The 19,353-nt window shown below is 67.9% G+C and carries 17 protein-coding genes and 1 pseudogene; 6 read left to right on the top strand and 12 right to left on the bottom strand.

From position 1 onward, the window contains the following. Window positions 1–39: 39 nt before the first annotated feature. Window positions 40–3,939 (top strand): ATP-dependent RNA helicase HrpA, encoded by a 3,900-nt coding sequence (gene hrpA / locus HNP02_RS13565; protein ID WP_184439182.1) that lies wholly within the window; start codon window positions 40–42, stop codon window positions 3,937–3,939. Window positions 3,940–3,974: 35 nt separating this feature from the next. Here the strand turns inward: hrpA and HNP02_RS13560 are convergent, their stop codons facing one another. Both HNP02_RS13560 and HNP02_RS13555 read right to left on the bottom strand, forming a co-directional pair. Beyond that, window positions 3,975–5,462, bottom strand: coding sequence for an amino acid permease (locus HNP02_RS13560; RefSeq protein ID WP_184439180.1), 1,488 nt, complete (start codon window positions 5,460–5,462; stop codon window positions 3,975–3,977). Between the two features lie 92 nt (window positions 5,463–5,554). Next, window positions 5,555–5,734, bottom strand: a pseudogene (locus HNP02_RS13555) (hypothetical protein); the annotation flags it as partial. Between the two features lie 231 nt (window positions 5,735–5,965). Here HNP02_RS13555 and HNP02_RS13550 point away from each other — a divergent pair. Then, window positions 5,966–6,940, top strand: coding sequence for an NAD(P)H-binding protein (locus HNP02_RS13550; RefSeq protein WP_309241537.1), 975 nt, complete (start codon window positions 5,966–5,968; stop codon window positions 6,938–6,940). A gap of 522 nt (window positions 6,941–7,462) precedes the next feature. Beyond that, window positions 7,463–7,726: a hypothetical protein gene (locus HNP02_RS13545; RefSeq protein ID WP_184439176.1), complete on the top strand. Its 264-nt coding sequence runs from the start codon at window positions 7,463–7,465 to the stop codon at window positions 7,724–7,726. Window positions 7,727–7,810: 84 nt separating this feature from the next. Here the strand turns inward: HNP02_RS13545 and HNP02_RS13540 are convergent, their stop codons facing one another. The 6 genes from HNP02_RS13540 to HNP02_RS13515 are packed head-to-tail and all read right to left on the bottom strand — an operon-like array spanning window position 7,811 to window position 12,820. Further along, entirely contained in the window at window positions 7,811–8,563 is a 753-nt protein-coding gene (locus HNP02_RS13540; RefSeq protein WP_184439174.1) for a hypothetical protein, read from the bottom strand. Then, a complete protein-coding gene (locus HNP02_RS13535) occupies window positions 8,560–9,540 on the bottom strand; it encodes a VWA domain-containing protein (RefSeq protein ID WP_184439172.1) in 981 nt (326 codons plus the stop codon). The genes HNP02_RS13540 and HNP02_RS13535 overlap by 4 nt, the downstream gene beginning before the upstream one ends. Beyond that, window positions 9,537–10,472 (bottom strand): hypothetical protein, encoded by a 936-nt coding sequence (locus HNP02_RS13530; protein ID WP_184439171.1) that lies wholly within the window; start codon window positions 10,470–10,472, stop codon window positions 9,537–9,539. The genes HNP02_RS13535 and HNP02_RS13530 overlap by 4 nt, the downstream gene beginning before the upstream one ends. Beyond that, a complete protein-coding gene (locus HNP02_RS13525) occupies window positions 10,463–10,936 on the bottom strand; it encodes a hypothetical protein (RefSeq protein ID WP_184439169.1) in 474 nt (157 codons plus the stop codon). Before HNP02_RS13525 ends, HNP02_RS13530 begins: the two co-directional genes overlap by 10 nt. Then, window positions 10,926–11,798: a DUF58 domain-containing protein gene (locus HNP02_RS13520; protein WP_184439167.1), complete on the bottom strand. Its 873-nt coding sequence runs from the start codon at window positions 11,796–11,798 to the stop codon at window positions 10,926–10,928. Before HNP02_RS13520 ends, HNP02_RS13525 begins: the two co-directional genes overlap by 11 nt. A 20-nt stretch (window positions 11,799–11,818) precedes the next feature. Next, window positions 11,819–12,820, bottom strand: coding sequence for a MoxR family ATPase (locus HNP02_RS13515; protein ID WP_184439165.1), 1,002 nt, complete (start codon window positions 12,818–12,820; stop codon window positions 11,819–11,821). Between the two features lie 92 nt (window positions 12,821–12,912). On the opposite strand from HNP02_RS13515, the gene HNP02_RS13510 reads away from it, so the two are divergent. After that, window positions 12,913–13,596, top strand: coding sequence for a GAP family protein (locus HNP02_RS13510; RefSeq protein ID WP_184439163.1), 684 nt, complete (start codon window positions 12,913–12,915; stop codon window positions 13,594–13,596). 58 nt (window positions 13,597–13,654) lie between these two features. After that, window positions 13,655–13,849, top strand: coding sequence for a hypothetical protein (locus HNP02_RS13505; RefSeq protein WP_184439161.1), 195 nt, complete (start codon window positions 13,655–13,657; stop codon window positions 13,847–13,849). A gap of 11 nt (window positions 13,850–13,860) precedes the next feature. Here the strand turns inward: HNP02_RS13505 and HNP02_RS13500 are convergent, their stop codons facing one another. After that, window positions 13,861–14,778, bottom strand: coding sequence for an AraC family transcriptional regulator (locus HNP02_RS13500; RefSeq protein WP_184439160.1), 918 nt, complete (start codon window positions 14,776–14,778; stop codon window positions 13,861–13,863). 118 nt (window positions 14,779–14,896) lie between these two features. On the opposite strand from HNP02_RS13500, the gene HNP02_RS13495 reads away from it, so the two are divergent. After that, a complete protein-coding gene (locus HNP02_RS13495; protein ID WP_184439158.1) occupies window positions 14,897–15,979 on the top strand; it encodes an aldo/keto reductase in 1,083 nt (360 codons plus the stop codon). Here the strand turns inward: HNP02_RS13495 and HNP02_RS13490 are convergent. The 3 genes from HNP02_RS13490 to HNP02_RS13480 all read right to left on the bottom strand — a co-directional run bounded on the left by HNP02_RS13490 (window position 15,976) and on the right by HNP02_RS13480 (window position 19,210). Continuing rightward, window positions 15,976–16,611: a cutinase family protein gene (locus HNP02_RS13490; RefSeq protein ID WP_184439156.1), complete on the bottom strand. Its 636-nt coding sequence runs from the start codon at window positions 16,609–16,611 to the stop codon at window positions 15,976–15,978. The two genes, HNP02_RS13495 and HNP02_RS13490, sit on opposite strands and share 4 nt — an antisense overlap. Before the next feature lie 237 nt (window positions 16,612–16,848). Beyond that, window positions 16,849–18,015: an acyl-CoA dehydrogenase family protein gene (locus HNP02_RS13485; RefSeq protein WP_309241536.1), complete on the bottom strand. Its 1,167-nt coding sequence runs from the start codon at window positions 18,013–18,015 to the stop codon at window positions 16,849–16,851. Beyond that, complete coding sequence (locus HNP02_RS13480; RefSeq protein ID WP_184439152.1) at window positions 18,008–19,210, bottom strand: acyl-CoA dehydrogenase family protein; 1,203 nt, start codon at window positions 19,208–19,210, stop codon at window positions 18,008–18,010. The genes HNP02_RS13485 and HNP02_RS13480 overlap by 8 nt, the downstream gene beginning before the upstream one ends. Window positions 19,211–19,353 lie beyond the last annotated feature (143 nt).

Below are 19,353 nucleotides of genomic sequence, written 5' to 3'. Positions count from 1 at the left end.
GGCAAGGTACGAACTGGGTGGTCAACTATCCTTGCCCGAGTGTCCGAACCGTCCGTCTCAGAGCTGCGTGCGCGGCTCGACGGGCTGACGATCCGCGACGCCTCCCGGCTCGGCCGCAGGCTGAAGGGTCTCCGCGGGAGCGACCCGGCAACCGTCGGAAAGATCGCCGAACAGCTCGCCGCGGCCGAGGCCCTCGTCGCGGCGCGCATCGCCGCCGTCCCGACGATCACCTACCCCGACCTCCCGGTCAGCGAGCGGCGCGACGAGATCGCGAAGGCCATCGCCGAGAACCAGGTGGTCGTGGTCGCCGGCGAGACGGGATCGGGCAAGACCACCCAGCTGCCGAAGATCTGCCTGGAGCTCGGCCGCGGCATTCGCGGCACCATCGGCCACACCCAGCCACGCAGGCTCGCCGCGCGTACGGTCGCGCAGCGCATCGCCGACGAGTTGGGCGTCGAGCTCGGCGGCGCGATCGGCTACACGGTCCGGTTCACCGATCAGGCCAGCGACCGCACGCTGGTGAAGCTGATGACCGACGGCATCCTGCTCGCCGAGATGCAGCGTGACCGTCGCCTGCTGCGCTACGACACCCTGATCCTCGACGAGGCCCACGAACGCAGCCTCAACATCGACTTCCTGCTCGGCTATCTGCGCGAGCTGTTGCCGCGGCGGCCCGACCTCAAGGTGATCGTCACGTCGGCGACGATCGAGCCGGGTCGTTTTGCGGCGCACTTCTCGGGTGCGCCGATCGTCGAGGTATCGGGGCGCACGTATCCCGTCGAGATCCGGTACCGGCCACTGGAGGTCCCAGTGCCGTCATCGAATGATGACGACCCGGACGACCCCGACCACGAGGTGGTTCGCGCGGAGATCCGCACCACGATGCGCGACCAGACCGAGGCCATCGTCGACGCCGTCGGCGAGCTCGAAGGCGAACCACCCGGTGACGTGCTGGTGTTCCTGTCCGGCGAACGCGAGATCCGTGATACCGCAGAAGCACTGCGCGCCACCCTGAAGCACACCGAGGTGCTGCCGCTGTACGCGCGGCTGCCAACGGCCGAGCAGCAGAAGGTGTTTGCACCGCACTCCGGTCGGCGCGTCGTGCTCGCCACCAACGTCGCCGAGACCTCGCTCACCGTGCCCGGCGTCCGCTACGTCGTCGACCCCGGCACCGCGCGCATCTCCCGCTACAGCCGACGGACCAAGGTGCAGCGCCTGCCCATCGAGCCCATCTCGCAGGCATCGGCCGCACAACGGGCCGGCCGGTCGGGACGCGTGGCGCCCGGTGTGTGCATCCGCCTCTATTCGGAGGAGGACTTCGAATCCCGGCCCCGCTACACCGATCCCGAGATTCTGCGGACCAACCTCGCGGCGGTGATCCTGCAGATGGCCGCCCTTGGCCTTGGCGACATGGAGGACTTCCCGTTCCTCGACCCGCCCGACAAGCGCAGCGTCCGCGACGGCGTGCAGCTGCTGCAAGAACTCGGAGGGTTCGACGAGCACGGGGCGATCACGGCTCTGGGCCGCCGGCTTGCTCAGCTGCCGCTGGATCCACGCATCGGCAGGATGATCCTGCAGGCCGACGCCGAGAACTGTGTGCGCGAGGTGCTGGTGCTTGCCGCGGCGTTGTCGATCCCCGACCCGCGGGAGCGGCCCGCCGACCGGGAAGAGGCGGCACGGCAGAAACACGCCCGGTTCGCCGACGAGCACTCCGACTTCGTCTCCTTCCTCAACCTCTGGAACTACCTGGGTGAGCAGCGAAAGGAGCGGTCCGGCAGCTCGTTTCGGAGGATGTGCCGCGAGGAGTTCCTGCACTACCTGCGCATCAGGGAATGGCAGGACCTCGTCGGCCAGCTGCGCAGCATCGCGCGCGACATGGGCATCCGCGAGCAGGACGAGCCGGCCGATGCGGCACGCGTGCACGCGGCGCTGACCGCCGGGCTGCTTTCCCACATCGGCGTGCGGGAGGGCGAGACGCGGGACTATCAGGGCGCACGCAACTCGAAGTTCGTGCTTGCACCCGGCTCGGTGCTCACCAAGCGGCCGCCGCGCTGGATCGTCGTCGCCGACCTGGTCGAGACCAGCCGCCTCTATGGCCGGATCGCCGCGCGCATCGAGCCGGAGGCCGTGGAACGTGTTGCCGCGCATCTCGTTCAGCGCACCTACAGTGAGCCGCACTGGGACGCCAAGCGCGGCTCCGCCACCGCGTTCGAACGCGTCACGCTGTACGGCTTGCCGCTGGTGCCGCGACGCCGCGTCGGGTACTCGCAGATTGACCCGGTGCTGGCGAGGGAGCTGTTCATCCGCGGTGCGCTCGTCGAGGGTGACTGGCAGACCCGTCACCACTTCTTCCGCGACAACGCCAGCCTGCTCGAAGAACTCGCCGAGATCGAGGAGCGGGCCCGCCGCAGGGATCTGCTGGTCGGCGACGACGAGATCTACGCCCTATACGACGCGCGGGTTCCCGCCGACGTGGTCTCGGCCAGGCACTTCGACGCCTGGTGGAAGAAGCAACGGCACCGTACACCGGACCTACTGACGTTCACGCGGAATGACCTGCTGCGCAACGACGACGACGCCGATCGACCGGACACCTGGCAAGCGGGCGACCTGTCACTGCCCATCACCTACCGGTTCGAGCCGGGTGCCGAGGATGACGGCATCACCGTGCACGTACCCGTCGAGGTGCTTCCCCGACTGGGTGGCGACGAATTGGCCTGGCACGTACCGGCATTGCGCGAAGAACTGATCACCGAGCTGATCCGGTCCCTGCCGAAGGACCTGCGCCGCAACTTCGTTCCCGCACCCGACACCGCCCGCGCCTTGCTCGCCACGCTCGATCCGGATGGCGCACCGCTGCTGCAGGCGCTGCAGGGCGAATTGCGTAGGCGCACAGGGGTACTGGTGCCGATCGACGCTTTCGACATCGAGAAGATCCCCGCCCATCTGCGGGTGACGTTCGCCGTCGAATCCGGTGGCGCCGAGGTGGCTCGCGGCAAGGACCTCGACGCGTTGCAGGAACGGCTGGCCGCGCCGGTGCGGAAGGCGGTGGCGGGTGCTGTCGCGAGCGGCCTTGAGCGAACCGGATTGCGCACCTGGCCCGACGACCTGGCCGAACTGCAGCGCATCGTGGAGCGCACTGCCGGAAGTCACACGGTGCGTGGGTTCCCCGCGTTGGTCGAAGCGGGTTCCGGCGTCGACGTGCGCGTGTTCGCCACGCAAGTGGAGCAGGGCTCGGCGATGGGTCCCGGTACCCGCCGGTTGCTGCGGCTGGCCGTCACCTCACCGGTCAAAGCCGTTGAGCGGGCGTTGAATCCCCGGACGCGTTTGCTGCTCGGCGCCAATCCGGACGGCTCGCTGACCGCATTGCTCGAAGACTGCGCCGACGCCGCGGTGGACCTGTTGGTGCCCGCTCCTGCGTGGACGCGGGATGCGTTCGTTGCGCTACGGGACAGGGTTGCCGCCACCCTGGTGCCGACCGCGCTGGACGTCGTCGGCCGCGTCGAAAAGGTGCTCGCCGCATGGAATGACGTTCAGCTCGCATTGCCCGACAAGGCGCTGCCCGCGCAGGCCGACGCGGTCGCCGACGTGCGGGCCCAGCTGGCCAGACTCCTGCCACCGGCGTTCGTCACGGCCACCGGCGTCGCGCGCCTTGCCGACCTCACCCGGTACCTGACCGCCATCAGCCGCAGACTCGACCGGCTGCCGCACGCGGTCAACGCCGACCGCGATCTCATGCTGCGCGTGCATGCGGTACAGGACGCCTACGACGACCTCGTCAAGGCACTGTCACCGGGGCGTGCGGCCGCCGACGACGTGCGCGACATCGCGCGGATGATCGAGGAACTCCGCGTGAGCCTGTGGGCCCAACAGCTCGGCACCGCACGCTCAGTCAGCGAACAACGCATCTACCGCGCGATCGACGCCGTCGGGGCTTAAGCCTTTCCCCGTCGCTTCGCTCGCCCCCGAAAGGCCTACTCGTCGTCACCCGGCGGAGGCCGGTTGGCGACGGTCGGGAATTCACCGGTGTAGCCGATGCGCTCCTGCGCGACGGCCAGCACCCGTCCACGGACCGCGTACCACCCGGCGATGAGTGCAGGGATGATGAGGATCAGTGAGGCAACCGTCCAGGTGCCGATCGGAGGATCGAACGCCATCAGCACGACGACGCCGAACAGGAACGCCAACGTGAGATAGCCGGTGTACGGCGAGCCCCACAACTGGAATACCGGCCGCTCCAGGATGCCGCGCTTCGCCCAGCGGTAGAGCTGGATCTGACAGATGACGATGGTGGCCCAGGACGCGATGATGCCGAGGGCCGCGATGTTGAGCACGATCTCGAACGCCTGGCCGGGCACGAGAAGGTTGAGGACGACGCCGAACAGCCCGACGGCCGCGGTCAGGAATATTCCGCCGTACGGCACGCCGCGGCTGGACATCTTCGCCGTGAACTTCGGTGCGCTGCCGTTCATTGCCATCGACCGCAGGATCCGGCCGGTCGAGTACAACCCGGCGTTGAGGCTGGAGAATGCGGCGGTCAGCACGACGATGTTCATGATCGTGCCCGCGCCCTCGAACCCGATTCGGGAGAAGAACGTGACGAACGGGCTCTCGCCTGCCTTGTAGGTGGTGTACGGGAGAAGAAGGGCCAGCAGGAACAGTGAACCGACGTAGAAGACCGCGATACGTGCGATCACCGAGTTGATCGCACGCGGCATGATCTTGTGCGGATGGGCAGTCTCACCGGCCGCGGTTCCGACGAGTTCGACTGCAGCATAGGCAAATACGACACCGGACATGACGATCACCAATGGGAAGGCACCGTGGGGGAAGAGCCCGCCGTTGTCGGCGATCACGCTGAAGCCGGTTGGCTGTCCTTCAATCTTGTAGCGGCCGGCAAGGAAGATGGTGCCTGCGACCAGAAATGTGATCAGCGCAAGGACTTTGATGGCCGCAGCCCAGAACTCGAGCTCCCCGAACAGGGTGACCGAGATGAGGTTTATGCCCACCACGGCCGCCAACGCGAGCAGGGCGATCAGCCACTGCGGGACGCTCCCGAAGGACGTCCAGTAGTGAAAATAGGTGGCGATCGCCGTCGAGTCGACAATGGCCGTGAACGCCCAGTTCAGCCAGTACATCCAGCCGGCGACGAACGCCGCCTTCTCGCCGAGGAACTCGCGCGCATACGACACGAAGGACCCCGACGACGGCCGGTGCAGCACGAGTTCACCCAGCGCCCGCAGGATCAGGAAGACGAAGATGCCGCAGAACGCGTAGCTCAAGAACAGGCCCGGTCCGGCGTTGTGTAGTCGGCTGCCGGCACCGAGGAACAGTCCGGTGCCGATGGCACCGCCGATCGCGATCATCTGCAGCTGCCGGGGCTTGAGGCCCTTGTGGTAACCCTCGTCCTCCGCCTTCAGAGCGGAGTTGTCGTACACCGACGGCTTGGGTTCAGTGGTCATCGAAGCAATCCTCGCTCTAGTCAGTTTCCGGGTGACGCAGGATCAACGGGGTTACCTCGGGCATCCCATTGCTCCGGAGGTCCCGGCGTATCGCTGACGTCACGAAACGTCATCACGAAGCCGCACACGGCGACCACGGCCGCAATCGCGTAGCCGATGATCGAATACCACCCGGCGTGAAGATACGCGGTGACCGCGACGATGAACATCGCCAGGAACACCAGGGACATCCCGATCAATGGAATCTTCGCAAACAAATCAATGCGTGCCATGAGACTCACCTCGATAGTGCCGAATCAAACGTGTTGGTCAGTCAACACCCTCCGGCGCCGTCGCGCGTGGAAAACGAGGGGTGGAATCAGTCGGCCGTGTTAACACCAGATGTACCGAGAATCTGCTCAAGTGCAACGATCTCGCTGCCCTAGGGTGACGGCGTCGGTCTCCATCGCATCGGCGGCTGGTTCGTGTGCCACGACCTGCGGTATACCGGCCTTGTCGAGTGTGTGGTCGAGCGAGACGCGGCGCCCACCGAAGCCGAGGCCGAGCCGCTGCTGTGGCCGCTCGCCGACGCCCAGCTCGAGCGGATGTTCCCAAGCGAAAGTGGCGCTGCGACCTGGCAGAAAGACTTCACCAGCGTGACGGTGCGACCGCAGCCACTGCTTGGTATCACCGGGTCCACCGGCGCCGTCGGCGGACTGGTCGCACACCGATTGGCGCACTACGCCCCCGTGCTGGTGGTCCGGGATCCCACTCGGGCACCGGATCTCGGTCTGCAGGTGCGCAACTGCGAGTACGCCGACGAGGCTGCCGCCGTGGCGGCGCTGCGCGGCATCGAGGTGCTGTTCATGGTCTCGGCTGCCGAAGCGCCCGACCGGCGCGAGCAACACCGGACGTTCATCCGGGCTGCCGCGTCGGCCGGAGTACGGCATCTCGTATACACGTCGTTCGCCGGGGCGGCTGCCGATGCGACGTTCACCCTCGGCCGCGACCACCACGATGCCGAAGAAGCGATCCGACAGAGCGGGATGGATTTCGCCTTCCTTCGCGACAATTTCTACGCAGACCTGCTGCCCGCCTTCGCCGATGAATCGGGAGTGATCCGTGGCCCGGCAGGAGACGGCCGCGTTGCGGCGGTCGCGCGGGCCGATGTCGCCGACGTTGCCTCCGTCGTCCTACGTGACCCCGACCGTCACACCGGCGCCACGTACACGCTCACCGGTCCCGAGGCCCTCACCCTCACCGAGGTCGCTGCGCGCGCGGGCGCGGTGCTGGGCCGCGAGCTGAGTTTCGAGAACCAGACCATCGAGGAGGCGTACGCAACGAGGGCGGCCGCCCACGACGTCGAGCAGTGGCAGCTGGATGCCTGGGTGAGCACCTACACGGCCGTTGCCGACGGTTCGTGCGCCGCGGTCTCCGACGACGTCGCGGCGTTGCAGGGCTCCCGGCCAAGGACTCTCGAGGAAGCGCTCGCGCCGTGACGCACGTGGGTGGTGTCGACGCCCTCGCGCTGGTGCTTGGCCTTGCCGTGTGCATCGTGTTGGCGTTCCTGGTGAGTCCGCTTGCGACGCAGAGTGATCCGGACATGGTCTGGGAGGGCCGCGTTGCGGTGGGCTTTGCGGCGCTGGTCTACGTCGGCCCGCTGTGGCTGGGTCAGGCGGCCTCAACCCTGTTCGCCGCACTGGCGGACGGCGGGATCTGGCCCGGTTGGCTCTGGGGGTGGCTGGTGGTGGCCCCGCTGCTTGGCGCCTCACCGCCCGCGGCCGCGATGGCCCGACGGTCGTCGCGTATCTTCCGCGGCGGTGCTCCCGATCCTGACCTGCATCTCAGTGGCGCAGCGGTCCAGCAGGCTTCGAACTTCGCGTGGGCCGACACCACCGCAGAGCCGGGTTGGGAGCTGCGCAGGACGCCACCGCTGCCGCTCACGTGGCCACCGACACGGGGCGGGGCGGCGGTGTGGTTCTGCCTATGCCGAACGTCCGGCCGCGTCCGAGACGATCGACGTGGCGGGACCGTGGGCGCGGATCACCGTCCCCGGTCGGGCAGCGGCGCCGATCGTCGAGCGGTTGTCCGATGCCGTGGAATCGTTGGGGTCGCAGGGCATTCAGTCCGCCGAAGGCGGCCTCAAGCGGCAGGTCCTGCTCACGGAGCTACGTGCTGGCGACCCCGACGGTGTGCTGGCCCGGGCATTGAACGAGTGGCGGGCGCGCAACGGGCTGATTGCCGCCGAGCCGTCGGTGGCGCAGCATCTCCCTCCGGTCGTCTAGCCGAGTCGTTCACTCTGTGACCAGGGCGTGAAACTGCGAGTGGCGCACACCCTCAGCGCAGAGTGGACGAGTTTCGTCGGTGGGTCATCCGCCACCGCGCTGCGCAGCCGCCGCATCCCGCAGGATCTGCTGCAGGCGTTCCAGCGGATCCCCCGAGTCCGGGTTCAACCGCAGGCGGGGATCCCGTTCGTCGGGCGCGGATTCGCCAGCAGGTGGCGGGGGTGGCGGTGGCGGGGGCGGAGGGACGGCCGCGGGCGGCGGCATTGGGGGCGCGGCCTGCAAGTCGTCGATCTTGTCGTTGAGCCGGGCGGCCGCCTCGTTGCGGACGACGCGCCGCTCCTGATCGGGATCGGCGTTACCCTCGAAGCATTCGGCGGGGGCGTCTTTCACGGCGGCCAGCGCGCTGCGATAGCGGACGACGGCCGTCTCGACGTCGAGCACCCCGGCTGCCTTGTCGCCGAGCGTTTCTCGGACGAGTTCGAGGTTGACCCGCGTGGCGCAGGACTCTGCGGGCGCAGTACGCGCCAGCGCCTCGGAGAATTGGCCATCGGCATCCTCGAGGCGGCCGTCGAGCACCGCGAGATCGCCTGCGGCGAAGAACGCCTTCGCGGGCTCCACGACGTTAAGCGCGTTGAGCGTTGCAACCTCGGTCCGAAGTGCGCCAGTGTCCTTCCGCGCGAAGTCGGACGCGGCAAGACCACCGGCGATCACGACCGAACACAGCTTCAGCAGCACGATCACCAGCAGCAGCGCGACGGGTGCGGAGAACACCAGCAGCCGTCGCCGCAGACGCAGCCGTGAACATTCCCCCGTCGCTCCGCTCGCCCGAAGGGTCATACGACCACGTCCGCGTTGGCCAGCCGGGTCCGCCGGAACTCGAGCAGCACCAGGTAGAGCTCGATCAAGACCAGGATCGCGGCGCCGATCGCAGGCGCCCAATACAACTCGATCCTGCCGGCAGGCGCTGCGACCGGTGGTGGCGGCCCGATCACGGTGCCCTGGTCCTGAAGAACTCCGGCCAGCGGTGTGGTGCCGTCGCGCGGGACGTAGGGCACGCCGATCTGATCGGCGACGCCGCGCAACGCCTGCTCGTCGATCGCCGACCGTGCGACGTCGGTCCCTGGAATGGGTCCGCCATCGGCGCTGCCGTAGCCGAGCACCGCTCCGCCGTCCACCGCTCCCTCGGGCAGCTCGAATTGTCGCTGGGGGACTTGGGTTTCGGACGCACCCGCGCCGAGGTAGAAGACCAGGTTCTGCGCCCGCGGGAACTGCTGCCTTGCCCCGATGAGCTGGTAGCGCAGCACGTTCCCCGCAGCACCGACGTTGGTCTGCACCACTGCGTCGGGCGCCGAGGCGTACGGCGTCATGGCGGACGTCACCGGCCGCAAGCTCCAGGTGTCCGCCGACAGCGGCCAGTCCAGCGACGGGCGTGACGCGAAGGAGATGACGGCGAATCGGGCGTCGGGATAGCGGTCGATCAGAGCCGAGATGTCGTCGCGCGCACCGGCCATCCGCTCCTTGTCTCCTGCCAGGTCTTCAACGCGCATGTCCGCCGAGCGGTCGACGACGATGAACACGTTCGGGTCGCCGTCCCCGGCGGCGCGGACGATGCCCTGGTCGTCGCTGCCGATCACCGGTCGTGCGGCCGCCACCAGCAGCAGCAGCGCGGCCAGCGTCACGCCGCCCCAACGCAAGAGAGCGGCGCGCGTGCGACCGGCGGCGGTCAAGCGCCGCAATGCGACGACGCGGGCAACCACGATCGCGGCAGCGACGGCGCCGAGCAGCAGCAGGGGCAGTACCGGTTGAAGGGTCATCGCCGCACCACCGGCCACGCGGCCAGAATCAGAGCCGCCAGGAGCGCCACCGCCAGTGGTACGTCGGGAGATTCGGTCGGCTTGAGTGGGGTGGTGCCGTCGGTGGGCACCGCGGCGGGCGGGTTGGCCCTGATGTTTGCCAAGTGTGCGGTCACGCCTGCATCGGCGGAGAAGGCGCGCCCTCCGGTGTCGCGGGCCAGCGACGCGAGGGTGCCGTTGTCCGAGCCCGTCAGGACGACGTTGACCTGAACACCCGCCGTCCGGGCCAACTCCCTGACCTTGTCGGCGGTGAAGAGTGGAGCCTGACGGCCATCGGAGTCCGGCCCGACGTAGATCAGCGAACGTCGTTGTGCAGGTGGCTTGTCGAAGGCGGGGAACCCGGTCAGGCACATCGCCAGCAGATCCTCGGCACCCTCCGTGTAGTCGACGTAGGACACCGGCGCCACGAAGCCGTCGTCCGCGCCGGCGAACTTACCAGCGGCGTACTGGTAGTCACGGGTGAGCGGCACGACCCGCCGGTTCGGCGAGGTCAGCCCGATGCGCTGAGTGGAGAACGTCTTGACCTGCTCGGCGAAGTAGCGCAGCGCTGCACTCGGGGCGGGATCCGTGGCGGGCCCGTCGACGCACAGCATGACGTCCTCCGGTTGGCCCGCGCCCGATTCGCCTGCTGCCGAGGGTAATCCGGTCGGGCGCGAGGCGGCGACGACCGCGGCGGCGAAGATGACGACGAGCAGCACCATCGCGATGACCATCGACGACGACCGGATGCGTGCCGCCAGGACGTACTCGGGCAGCGTGGTCAGACGGCCGACGTTGGCCAGTGGTCGCAACTGCCGACGCTCGGCGTCCATCGGCCGGAACAACACGGCCGCAATGCAGATCGCCAACGCGACACAGCCGGCGATCGCCACGACCCACCAGGTCAGGTCCACGATCGGATCAGCTCCTCGGTGGACTCGCTCACCGCTGAGATGTCCACCCGGGACGCGGCGTTGAACTGGGCGTCGTCGAGCTGCTCCAAAAGCGGTGCGGCCCGCGCGAGTTCGCCCGCTGCGATCTGCTCCACCTGCATGTACTGGGCCCGGACTCCGGTGGTCTGCTGCAGGAAACCACGCAGCGCGGCGCTGACCGCGGCACCGGCGGGAGCGGTGGCGAGATCACCTGCGCGGTACTTCTCGCCGATCTGATGGACCGTCCTTGCGAAGCGCCGCCGCACCATGTCACCGTGCATGGCTCCGACGACGGGCAGATTGCGCAACCGCCCAGCAGGCATGGTCAGTGCGAATACGCCTGCGTACCAGACGATGAGGACGACCAACACCAGCACGGCCGCCCACAACCACCACGACGAGTAGGGCGTCGGGCCGATGACGTGACGCAGCAGGTCATCCGGCACGGGCGAACACCCCGGTCATCGCGATCAGCTCGGTCCTGATGTCCGTGCTGCCCGCGATCATCGCGTGCGGGACACCGCGGAGAGTCATGAATTCCGAAAGCCGTTCCCGCCGTTGTACTTCGGCGCGTTCATACTCGGCGATCACCTTGGGACCCACCGCGGCGGCGCTCAGGACGAAGCGTCCGCTGGTCACGTCGAACCCGTCCTGCTCATCCTCCGTCGACGCCACCGCGGGCATGTCGGAAACCATCGCCCACATCACGTCGTGCCTACCGGTGAGCCGGGTCAGAACGTCGCCGAGCCGCTCGTCGACGTCGGGCTCGTCGGACACCACGAAGATCAGCAGAGGATGCCGGTAATGCCTTGCCACCCAGTTCAGCTGGGTGACGACGTCACTACGGGCCTGCCGCGTCGTGGTCTGCTGCTCGAACCGGTGCAGCAGGTACTCGATGTGCGTCTCGCCGCGCCGCAGCCGGATGTCGACGCATCCGCGGACGTCACCGAACACCATGCCGATCTCGTCGGACCGGCGGAGGGTGATCAGCCCCATCGCGCCGATGACGTTCGCCGCGACCTCCCGCTTGAGCTCGCCCGACGGCGCCAGCGCGGTCGTGTTCCTGCCCGTGTCGGCAACCACCAGGATCTTGTGGTGCTTCTCGGTGACGAATCGCTTGATCAGCACGTGGCCCGAGCGGGCCGACGCCTTCCAGTCGATGTCGCGCACGTCGTCGCCGGGCACGTACGGCCGGAGATCGTCGAACTCGAGGCTTCTGGTGTGGACGAGCGCGTAGCGACCGCCTTCTAGAAATCCGCTGGTGTCGCGGCCGAAGTACTTCTTGGCGCTGTCGAGATGCTTACCCACGCTGTTCGTCTATCTCACGCTCACGGCACCCGCACCACTTGCAACACCGCGTCGACCACGGCGTCCGGCGTCACGCCTGCGCTGGCCGCCTCGAACCCGAGGATCAGGCGATGCCGCAACACGCGATGCGCGAGCCGGGCGATGTCGTTGGGGACCACGTGGCCGCGGCCGTGCAGTATCGCCAACGCCCTCGCCGTCCGGCAGAACGCGATGGTGGCGCGCGGACTGGCGCCGTACTCGATCAGCCGGGCCGTGCTCGCCGGCAGGTACTGCTCAGGCTCGCGAGTGACGCCGACGAGGCGGCTGGCGTACTGGATGAGGGCCCGGTCCATGTGCACCGAACCAGCCAGGTCCTGAACGCGCATGATGTCGGCGGTTGCCACGACCGGCGCGCTCCGATGGTCCTTCTCGTACAGCCCGGCGTCCATCCGTGAGATCACCTCAACCTCTTCGTCGGTGGACGGGTAATGCACGATCTCCTTGAGCATGAAGCGGTCGGTCTGCGCCTCCGAGAGGGGATAGGTGCCCTCCTGGTCCACCGGGTTCTGCGTCGCGATGACGAGGAACGGTTCGGGGATCGGATACTCGACACCCGCGATCGTGGTCTGACGCTCCTCCATCGCCTCGAGCATCGCGCTCTGCGTCTTGGCGCTGGAGCGGTTGATCTCGTCGAGAAGCACGATGTTGGTGTGCACCGGCCCGAGTTGGGTGACGAACGAATTGGTGGCCGCCTCGTACACCTGGGTGCCGATGATGTCGCTCGGCAGTAGGTCTGGGGTGCACTGGATGCGCTTGAATCCGCCCCTGATCGATTCGGCGATCACGCGGGCCGCGGTGGTCTTCGCCAGGCCGGGAACGCTCTCGATGAGCAGATGGCCACCCGCGAGGAGGCCGAGCAACATGGACTCCCGTAGGTGGTTCTGGCCGACCACCTTGGCGGAGAACGCGCCTGCCACTGCGCTCACGATGCGCTGGGCTTCGGCCATGTCACGCTGGTCAAGCTGCGCACGTGCTGCGGTCATGTGTCCTTCCGGTACGGGCTGCGTGAAGACCTGGTATACCCCACGACGTCGATTCCATGCCTGAGCGGTCACTCCCGTAGGTTCGTGACGTCATGCTGGCACTCCTCCTAGCCCTCCTGGGGTTCGCGCTCCTCGATTCGGTCAACGTTCTCAACCTCGGAATCACGACGGCGATCGTGTACGACAGCCGGCTGAGCCGCAGGTCAGCGCTACCGTCCGGGCTGAGTTTCGTGGCAGGCGTGTTCATCGCCATCACGACGTTCGGCGTGCTGACCGTGCTAGGGCTGAACTTCCTGACCGACCGCTTCGAGTTCGATCTGACCCCCACGATCCGCTATTGGGGCCAGTTGGTCCTCGGAGTGGTGCTCATCACCCTTGCGATCGTTTCGTCGAGGTCGAAGCCGACGCCGCCGCTGTGGGCGGTGAACGTGGCACGGCGCAACCCGTGGCTGCTCGGGCTCGTCGGGCTCGTCATCGGGTTCGGGCAGGCGCCTACCGCGGTGCCCTATCTGACGGCGCTGGCGATGCTGTCGGCGCGCGAGCCGCTGCCGTCGGCATGGCCGGTGATCATCATCTGCTACTGCGCGCTGACGTTGGTGCCCTCACTGTTGGTGTTGGCGCTGTCGACCCGGCGGACCATCCGCGCCAGGCACATTCAGCGCAACATCGTGCGCGCAATCACCCGCTACGGGCCGCTCGCCGTGCGAATGTTGTTCGCGGGCATCGGAATCGTGCTCGTCGTCGGTGCGCTGTTGAACTACAAGTCCCTGTGGTGAGGGTGCGGTCGGCGAAAATCGATTGCATCTCGATTGGTAGTGCGAGTTGACTGTTGTCATGGAGCAGGGGGAGAGGGCACTACTGGCGGGGCTACCCGAAGTCGGGTACGCCGTCGGCTCGCTGCGTGGGTGGGACGGCCTGCGGCAGAACGCGGTTGGCCGGTCGATGGGTCGCGACTCGGCGACGGTCACCCATGTCGGGGAGACCAAGCAGGGCTGGGCGGCGACGATCCTGGCGGAGCTGACGCGGTAGCGGCTGCGCGCTCAGATGAACGACGCGACCGGCTCCGGCTCGGTCCGCAAGCGTGCCGCGTCCTGACCAGGCGGGGCACCGAAGAGGCGGCGGTACTCGCGGGTGAACTGTGATGGGCTGTCATACCCGACGACGTGTCCGATGCCTGCGACGTCGCGGGGATGCGCCAGCAGCAGCGAGCGGGCCTGCTGCAGACGGATGCGCTTCTGAAACTGCAAGGGGCTCATGGCCGTCACGGCGCGGAAGTTGCGGTGGAACGCCGATGCGCTCATCCCCGACAAGCCCGCGAGGTCGTCGACGCGCATCGGCTCTGCGTAGTTGTCGCGGATCCAGCCGATCGCCCTGCTGACGTGGGTGAGGTCGCTGTCGGCGAGCCCGATCTGACGCAGCGTGTCGCCCTGCGGTCCGGTGAGCAACCGCCAGAGGATCTCCTTCTCGATTAGCGGGGCGAGCACGGCCGCGTCGGCGGGTTCGTCGAGCAGCCGCAGCATGCGCACGACGGCGTCCAGCAGTTCCGCGCTCGCTTCGCCGGTGGCCATCGCGGACACGTCGCCCGCGGCGCGCGGCCGCCGCCCTGCGCTGGTCTGCAGCAGCAACGCCGCGATGGCCGACGGCCGAAGGACCAGGGCAAGCGCCAACGCCGGGGTCGCCTCGCTGGTGCCGACCCAGTGGCCGGTGACCGGCAGGTTGGCGGTGACGACGAGGTACTGCCCTGCCCGGTATTCATAGGTGCGGTCGCCGAGCAGGAGGTGCTTGCCACCCTGGGCCATCACGACGAGCAGGGGCGCGGTCAGCGAGTACTCCGGGATCGCGGGCCCGCTGGTCACCTTCGACATCAACAGCCCGTCGATGGACGTAGTCATGTCCGGTCGGGCGCCCGTGGCGATGCGGGCGCGGATCTCGTCGAGCAGCTCGCTGTGGGTGTGCATGACTCGATCATGTCGATTTGAGCAGGATTATGCAAGAGGTCGGGCGGATCGGTCTACCTCCACGAACGCGTCGGAGCTTTGATGGGAGTACACATTCCGATCTACGAGGAGCAAGAAGATGGCACTGAATCACTACGTCACTTTGGGACGATCCGGCCTACGCGTCAGCCCATTTGCACTAGGCGCGATGACGTTCGGCGAAGATCCAGGCGGAGCAGGCACCAGCGTCGAGGAGTCCGAGCGGATCCTCGACACCTACCTCGACCTCGGCGGCAACTTCATCGACACGGCGAACTTCTACACCAACACCCATTCCGAGAAGATCCTCGGCGACTACTTCGCCGCACGCGCTGGCCGCCGCGAGCACGTGGTGTTGGCGTCGAAGTTCTTCACCAACCTGTTGCCCGGCGACCCGAACGGTGGTGGCGCGGGCCGCTCGTCGATCACCGCCCAGCTGCACGAAACGTTGCGCCGCCTGCAGACCGACTACCTCGACGTCTACTGGCTGCACAACTGGGATCGGCACACCCCGATCGAGGAGACCATGCGGGCTCTCGACAGCCTCGTCCAGTCCGGCAAGATCCGTTACGTCGGGTTCTCCAACACCCCGGCGTGGGTGACTGCGCAGGCGCAGACCACCGCTCTACTTCGCGGCTGGACGCCGCTGATCGCGCTGCAGGTCGAGTACTCGCTGCTGGCGCGCACGGTCGAGGGTGAGGTCGCGCAACTGGCACTGGATCAGGGCATGGCGCTGGTGCCGTGGAGCCCGCTGAAGAACGGCTTCCTGTCCGGCAAGTACCAGCGCGGTGCGGACGTCGTCGACTCAGCCCGCGTCGCGTTCGTCGGCGGCCCGAGTGACGAGGAGTTCCGCGTCATCGACGTCGTCGGTGCGATCGCCGACGAACTCGAAACCAGCTCCGCTGCAGTGTCGTTGGCGTGGCTGCGGTCACGGCAGGGGACCGTCGTGCCCATCGTCGGCGCCCGGCGGCTCGAGCACCTGACGTCCAACCTCGCCGGTCTCGAGGTCTCGCTCAACGCCGAACAGCTGGGCATGCTCGACGCGGTCTCGGCTCCGACGTTGAACTACCCGGCCGAGTTGAACGGCGACATGTGCGCGATGCTTCAGTTCGCGGGCACCACGGTCGACGGTGAGGCGTCCGGCGTCTACCCGCCGCTGCTGCAGAGCGACGTCCGGTATTAAACGTGATCGACGGCCCACTGTGCTGCGCGCTTGACGAGTCCCGATTCCGGATAGCGGACGTGCGAGTTGAAGTCCTTGCCCAGAGAGCAGATTGGATCGTTGGTGTTGCACATGTCGGCGGTCCGCGCGCCGTACAGCGGGCTGAGCGTCGTCAACGGCTGGCCAACTCGCGCCGACGGATTGCCGAACACGGTGACCGCGGCGACGTGGTTGGCCATCGCGGGTGGCATCGGGGCCTTGAACCCGACACCGGCGATCGGGGAGGTGGTGACGACGTCGACGACCGCGGCGCCCTGCGAATATCCGCCGAGCACGATCCTCGTCTTGGGGCACTTCGCCGCGGTCGCCTGGACGCGGGCGCTCGCATCGTTGGCGCCGTCGACGACGCCGAGGAAGTCCCAGGAGGCAGGGTAAACGACGGCGTAGGAGCGGACCGTCTTCTTCTTTGTAAGCGCCTTGATCGAGTCGACGAGCGCCTGGCCCACCTTCCCGATGCCAGGCGGCTCGTCGGTGCCGCGGGCGAAGACCACCTCGATGTCAGGGCAATCGGCGGCCGAGGCAGTCGGCGTGGCGGGGGTGAAGGCCGTCGTCACGGAAAGGGTAAACATCATCGCGAGGACGGCCGACACCATGCGGGCACCGCGACGAACGCGGGTCACCTCGGCGGCGCTGAAGGACCTAAACAAGGAAGGTCCCCCCTTGGACCGAAGTGGGCATGCAAGCAATTACCCCAATTATCACTCGCGTCACTCAGTCAACACGAAACGTTACCGATGCGTTGTAATGCCGTAGCCATTTCTGCAGGAGGGCTGCGGGCGCGCGAGGATCGCGACCCTGCTGCACACGTCGGCGAAGGGGAATGAGGGGCGCTAGGCCGGCGTCCCGTCGGCGACCCTCGGCGCCCGCTCGGCCGACGCGGTGTCGAGCACCAGCGCGGCCACCCGGGAGCGGTGTTGCTCGGCACTACCCAGCAACGCGGCGTCGGTGGTCGCCCGCTTGAAGTACAGGTGCGCCTGGTGTTCCCAGGTGAAGCCGATGCCGCCGTGCACCTGGATGGTGTCGGTCGCGACCCTTGCGAACGCCGCCGATGCCGTCGCCTGGGCGATGCTCGTCGCCAGCGCGGGATCGTCCGACCCGTCGGTCAACGCCCAGATCGCGTGATACGCCGTGGAGCGGGCGTGCTCGACGTCGACAAGCAGATCCGCGAGCCGGTGCTTCACAGCCTGGAACGACCCGATCGGCCTGCCGAACTGCAGCCGTGTCTTGGCGTATTCGACCGACAGGTCGAGCAGATGCTGTGCGGCCCCGACCTGTTCGACGGCCAGCAGTGCCGAACCCACCTGCAGCGCATGCTCGATGACGCGCGGCGCCTCGCCGGCGTCGGCCACCAAGCGGGCCTGCGCATCGGTGAACTCGATCGAGGCTTGCGGCCGCGTGAGGTCGAGAGTCACCAGCGGGGTGCGGGCCACGCCCGCCGCCGCGGCGTCGACCGCGAACAGGGCGACCCCGTCCGGTCCGTTCGCGGCGACGAGCAGCACGTCGGCGACCCCGCCGTCGACGACCCGTGGCACGGTTCCGGTCAGCGTCCACCGCTCACCGGACCGCGACGCAGTGACCGTCACCGCCGCTGGATCGAAGGCGCCAGCCCGGTCGGCCACGGCCAACGCCGCGGTGCGGCGGCCGTCGATCAACTCGGCGAGCAAGCCGTCCCGCACCGGCCCCGACGACGCCGCGACCAGCGCCGGGATCGCGAGGAACACGGTGCCGAACACCGGCCCGCAGGCCAGCGATGCACCGAGCTGCTCGACGGCGACCGCCTGGTCCACCAGCGAGCCACCGAAGCCGCCGTCGGCCTCGGGGACGGATAGCCCGAGCACGCCGAGCTCAGTGCCGAGTCGCGTCCAGACCGCCGCGTCGAACGGCGGATCGGACTCCATCAGCCGCCGCACCGTCGGCTCGTCGAAGTTCTCGGCGCAGAACTTGGTGACCGCAGCCTTCAGCTGAGCCTGCTCGTCGGTGAACGTGAATTCAGCCACGGGGGATCTCCTTCCAGGGCATTCCGGCATCGGCCCGCAGGTCCCCTGGCAGCCCGAGAATTCGCTCGCCGAGGATGTTGCGCATCACGTCGGATGTGCCGCCTTCGATGGTGTTGGCGCGGCTGCGCAGGAACCGTTGCTGCACAGGACCCCGCCAGTCGGACTCGGACTCGTCGTCGTCGCCCGCACCCGTGCCATAGCCGTGGTACAAAACCCCTTCTGGCCCAAGCAGATCCATGCAGAACTGATAGATGTGCTGGTTCAGTTCGGCGCCGACCAGCTTGCCGATCGAGCCTTCGGGACCGGGGCCGCCGACTGTGGCGGCTGCCCGCGAGCGCTCGGAGGTGAGGCGCTGCGCCTCGGCGCGCAGCCACAGCTGGGCCAGCCGGTCGCGAAGCACCGGGGTCTGCAGATCGGGACGCGATGCCCACAGCGAGACGGCATCGGCGATGGTGCCAGCGCCCCGCCTGCTGGCGCTGCCGCCGAGTGCGCTGCGCTCGTTCATCAGCGTCGTCATCGCGACGTTCCAGCCGTTGCCGACCGCACCCAGCCGGTGCGCGTCGGGGATGCGGGCGTCGGTGAAGTACACCTCATTGAACTCGGCCTGACCGGTGAGCTGACGCAGCGGCCGGGTCTCGACGCCTGGGCCGTGCATGTCGATGACGAAGTACGAAAGCCCCTTGTGCTTCGCCACGTCGGGGTTGGTCCTGGCGAGCAGCAGACCCCAGCGCGCCCGGTGGGCGAGGCTGGTCCACACCTTCTGCCCGTTGATCACCCAGTCCGAGCCGTCCTGCACCGCCGAGGTGGCTAGCCCGGCCAGGTCGGAGCCGGCGCCTGGTTCGGAGAACAACTGACACCAGAGGTCCTCCGTACTGGCCAGCGGACGCAACCAGGACTTCTTCACGTCATCGCTCTGCGCGTGCTCACGGATGGTGGGCGCCGCCATGCCGTAACCCATCGGATTCAGCCCGAGCGGCACGGGGCCGCCTGCGCCCTGCAGGATCCGGTCGGCGACGGCCTGCAGCCCGCGCGAGACACCAAGCCCGCCAAGACCCTCTGGAAAGTGCACCCAGGACAGGCCGGCGTCGTAACAGGCCGCGAGGAACTCGGGGATGGGGACCGACTTCGGATCGTGTTCGGCGACGACCTGGCGCGCGAGACGCGCGACCCGGTCGGTATCAGCGTCGTTGCTCATCTGGCCACGATAGGAAGTCGACACCCGTCAACTTCCACCGGGGCCACTACTACTGCACCGAGACTGCTGTCAGATCGCGAAAATCGCGGCGGACGCGATCTGGCAGCAGTGTCGATGAGAAGAACGGGGGTTCCGGAAAGTAC

It is taken from the genome of Mycobacterium sp. AZCC_0083 (genome assembly GCF_014202335.1).
In the GTDB taxonomy this organism is placed as follows: Bacteria; Actinomycetota; Actinomycetes; order Mycobacteriales; family Mycobacteriaceae; genus Mycobacterium.
The sequence above is the reverse complement of the archived record's forward strand: the minus strand, read 5'-3'. Positions and strand labels throughout refer to the sequence as shown.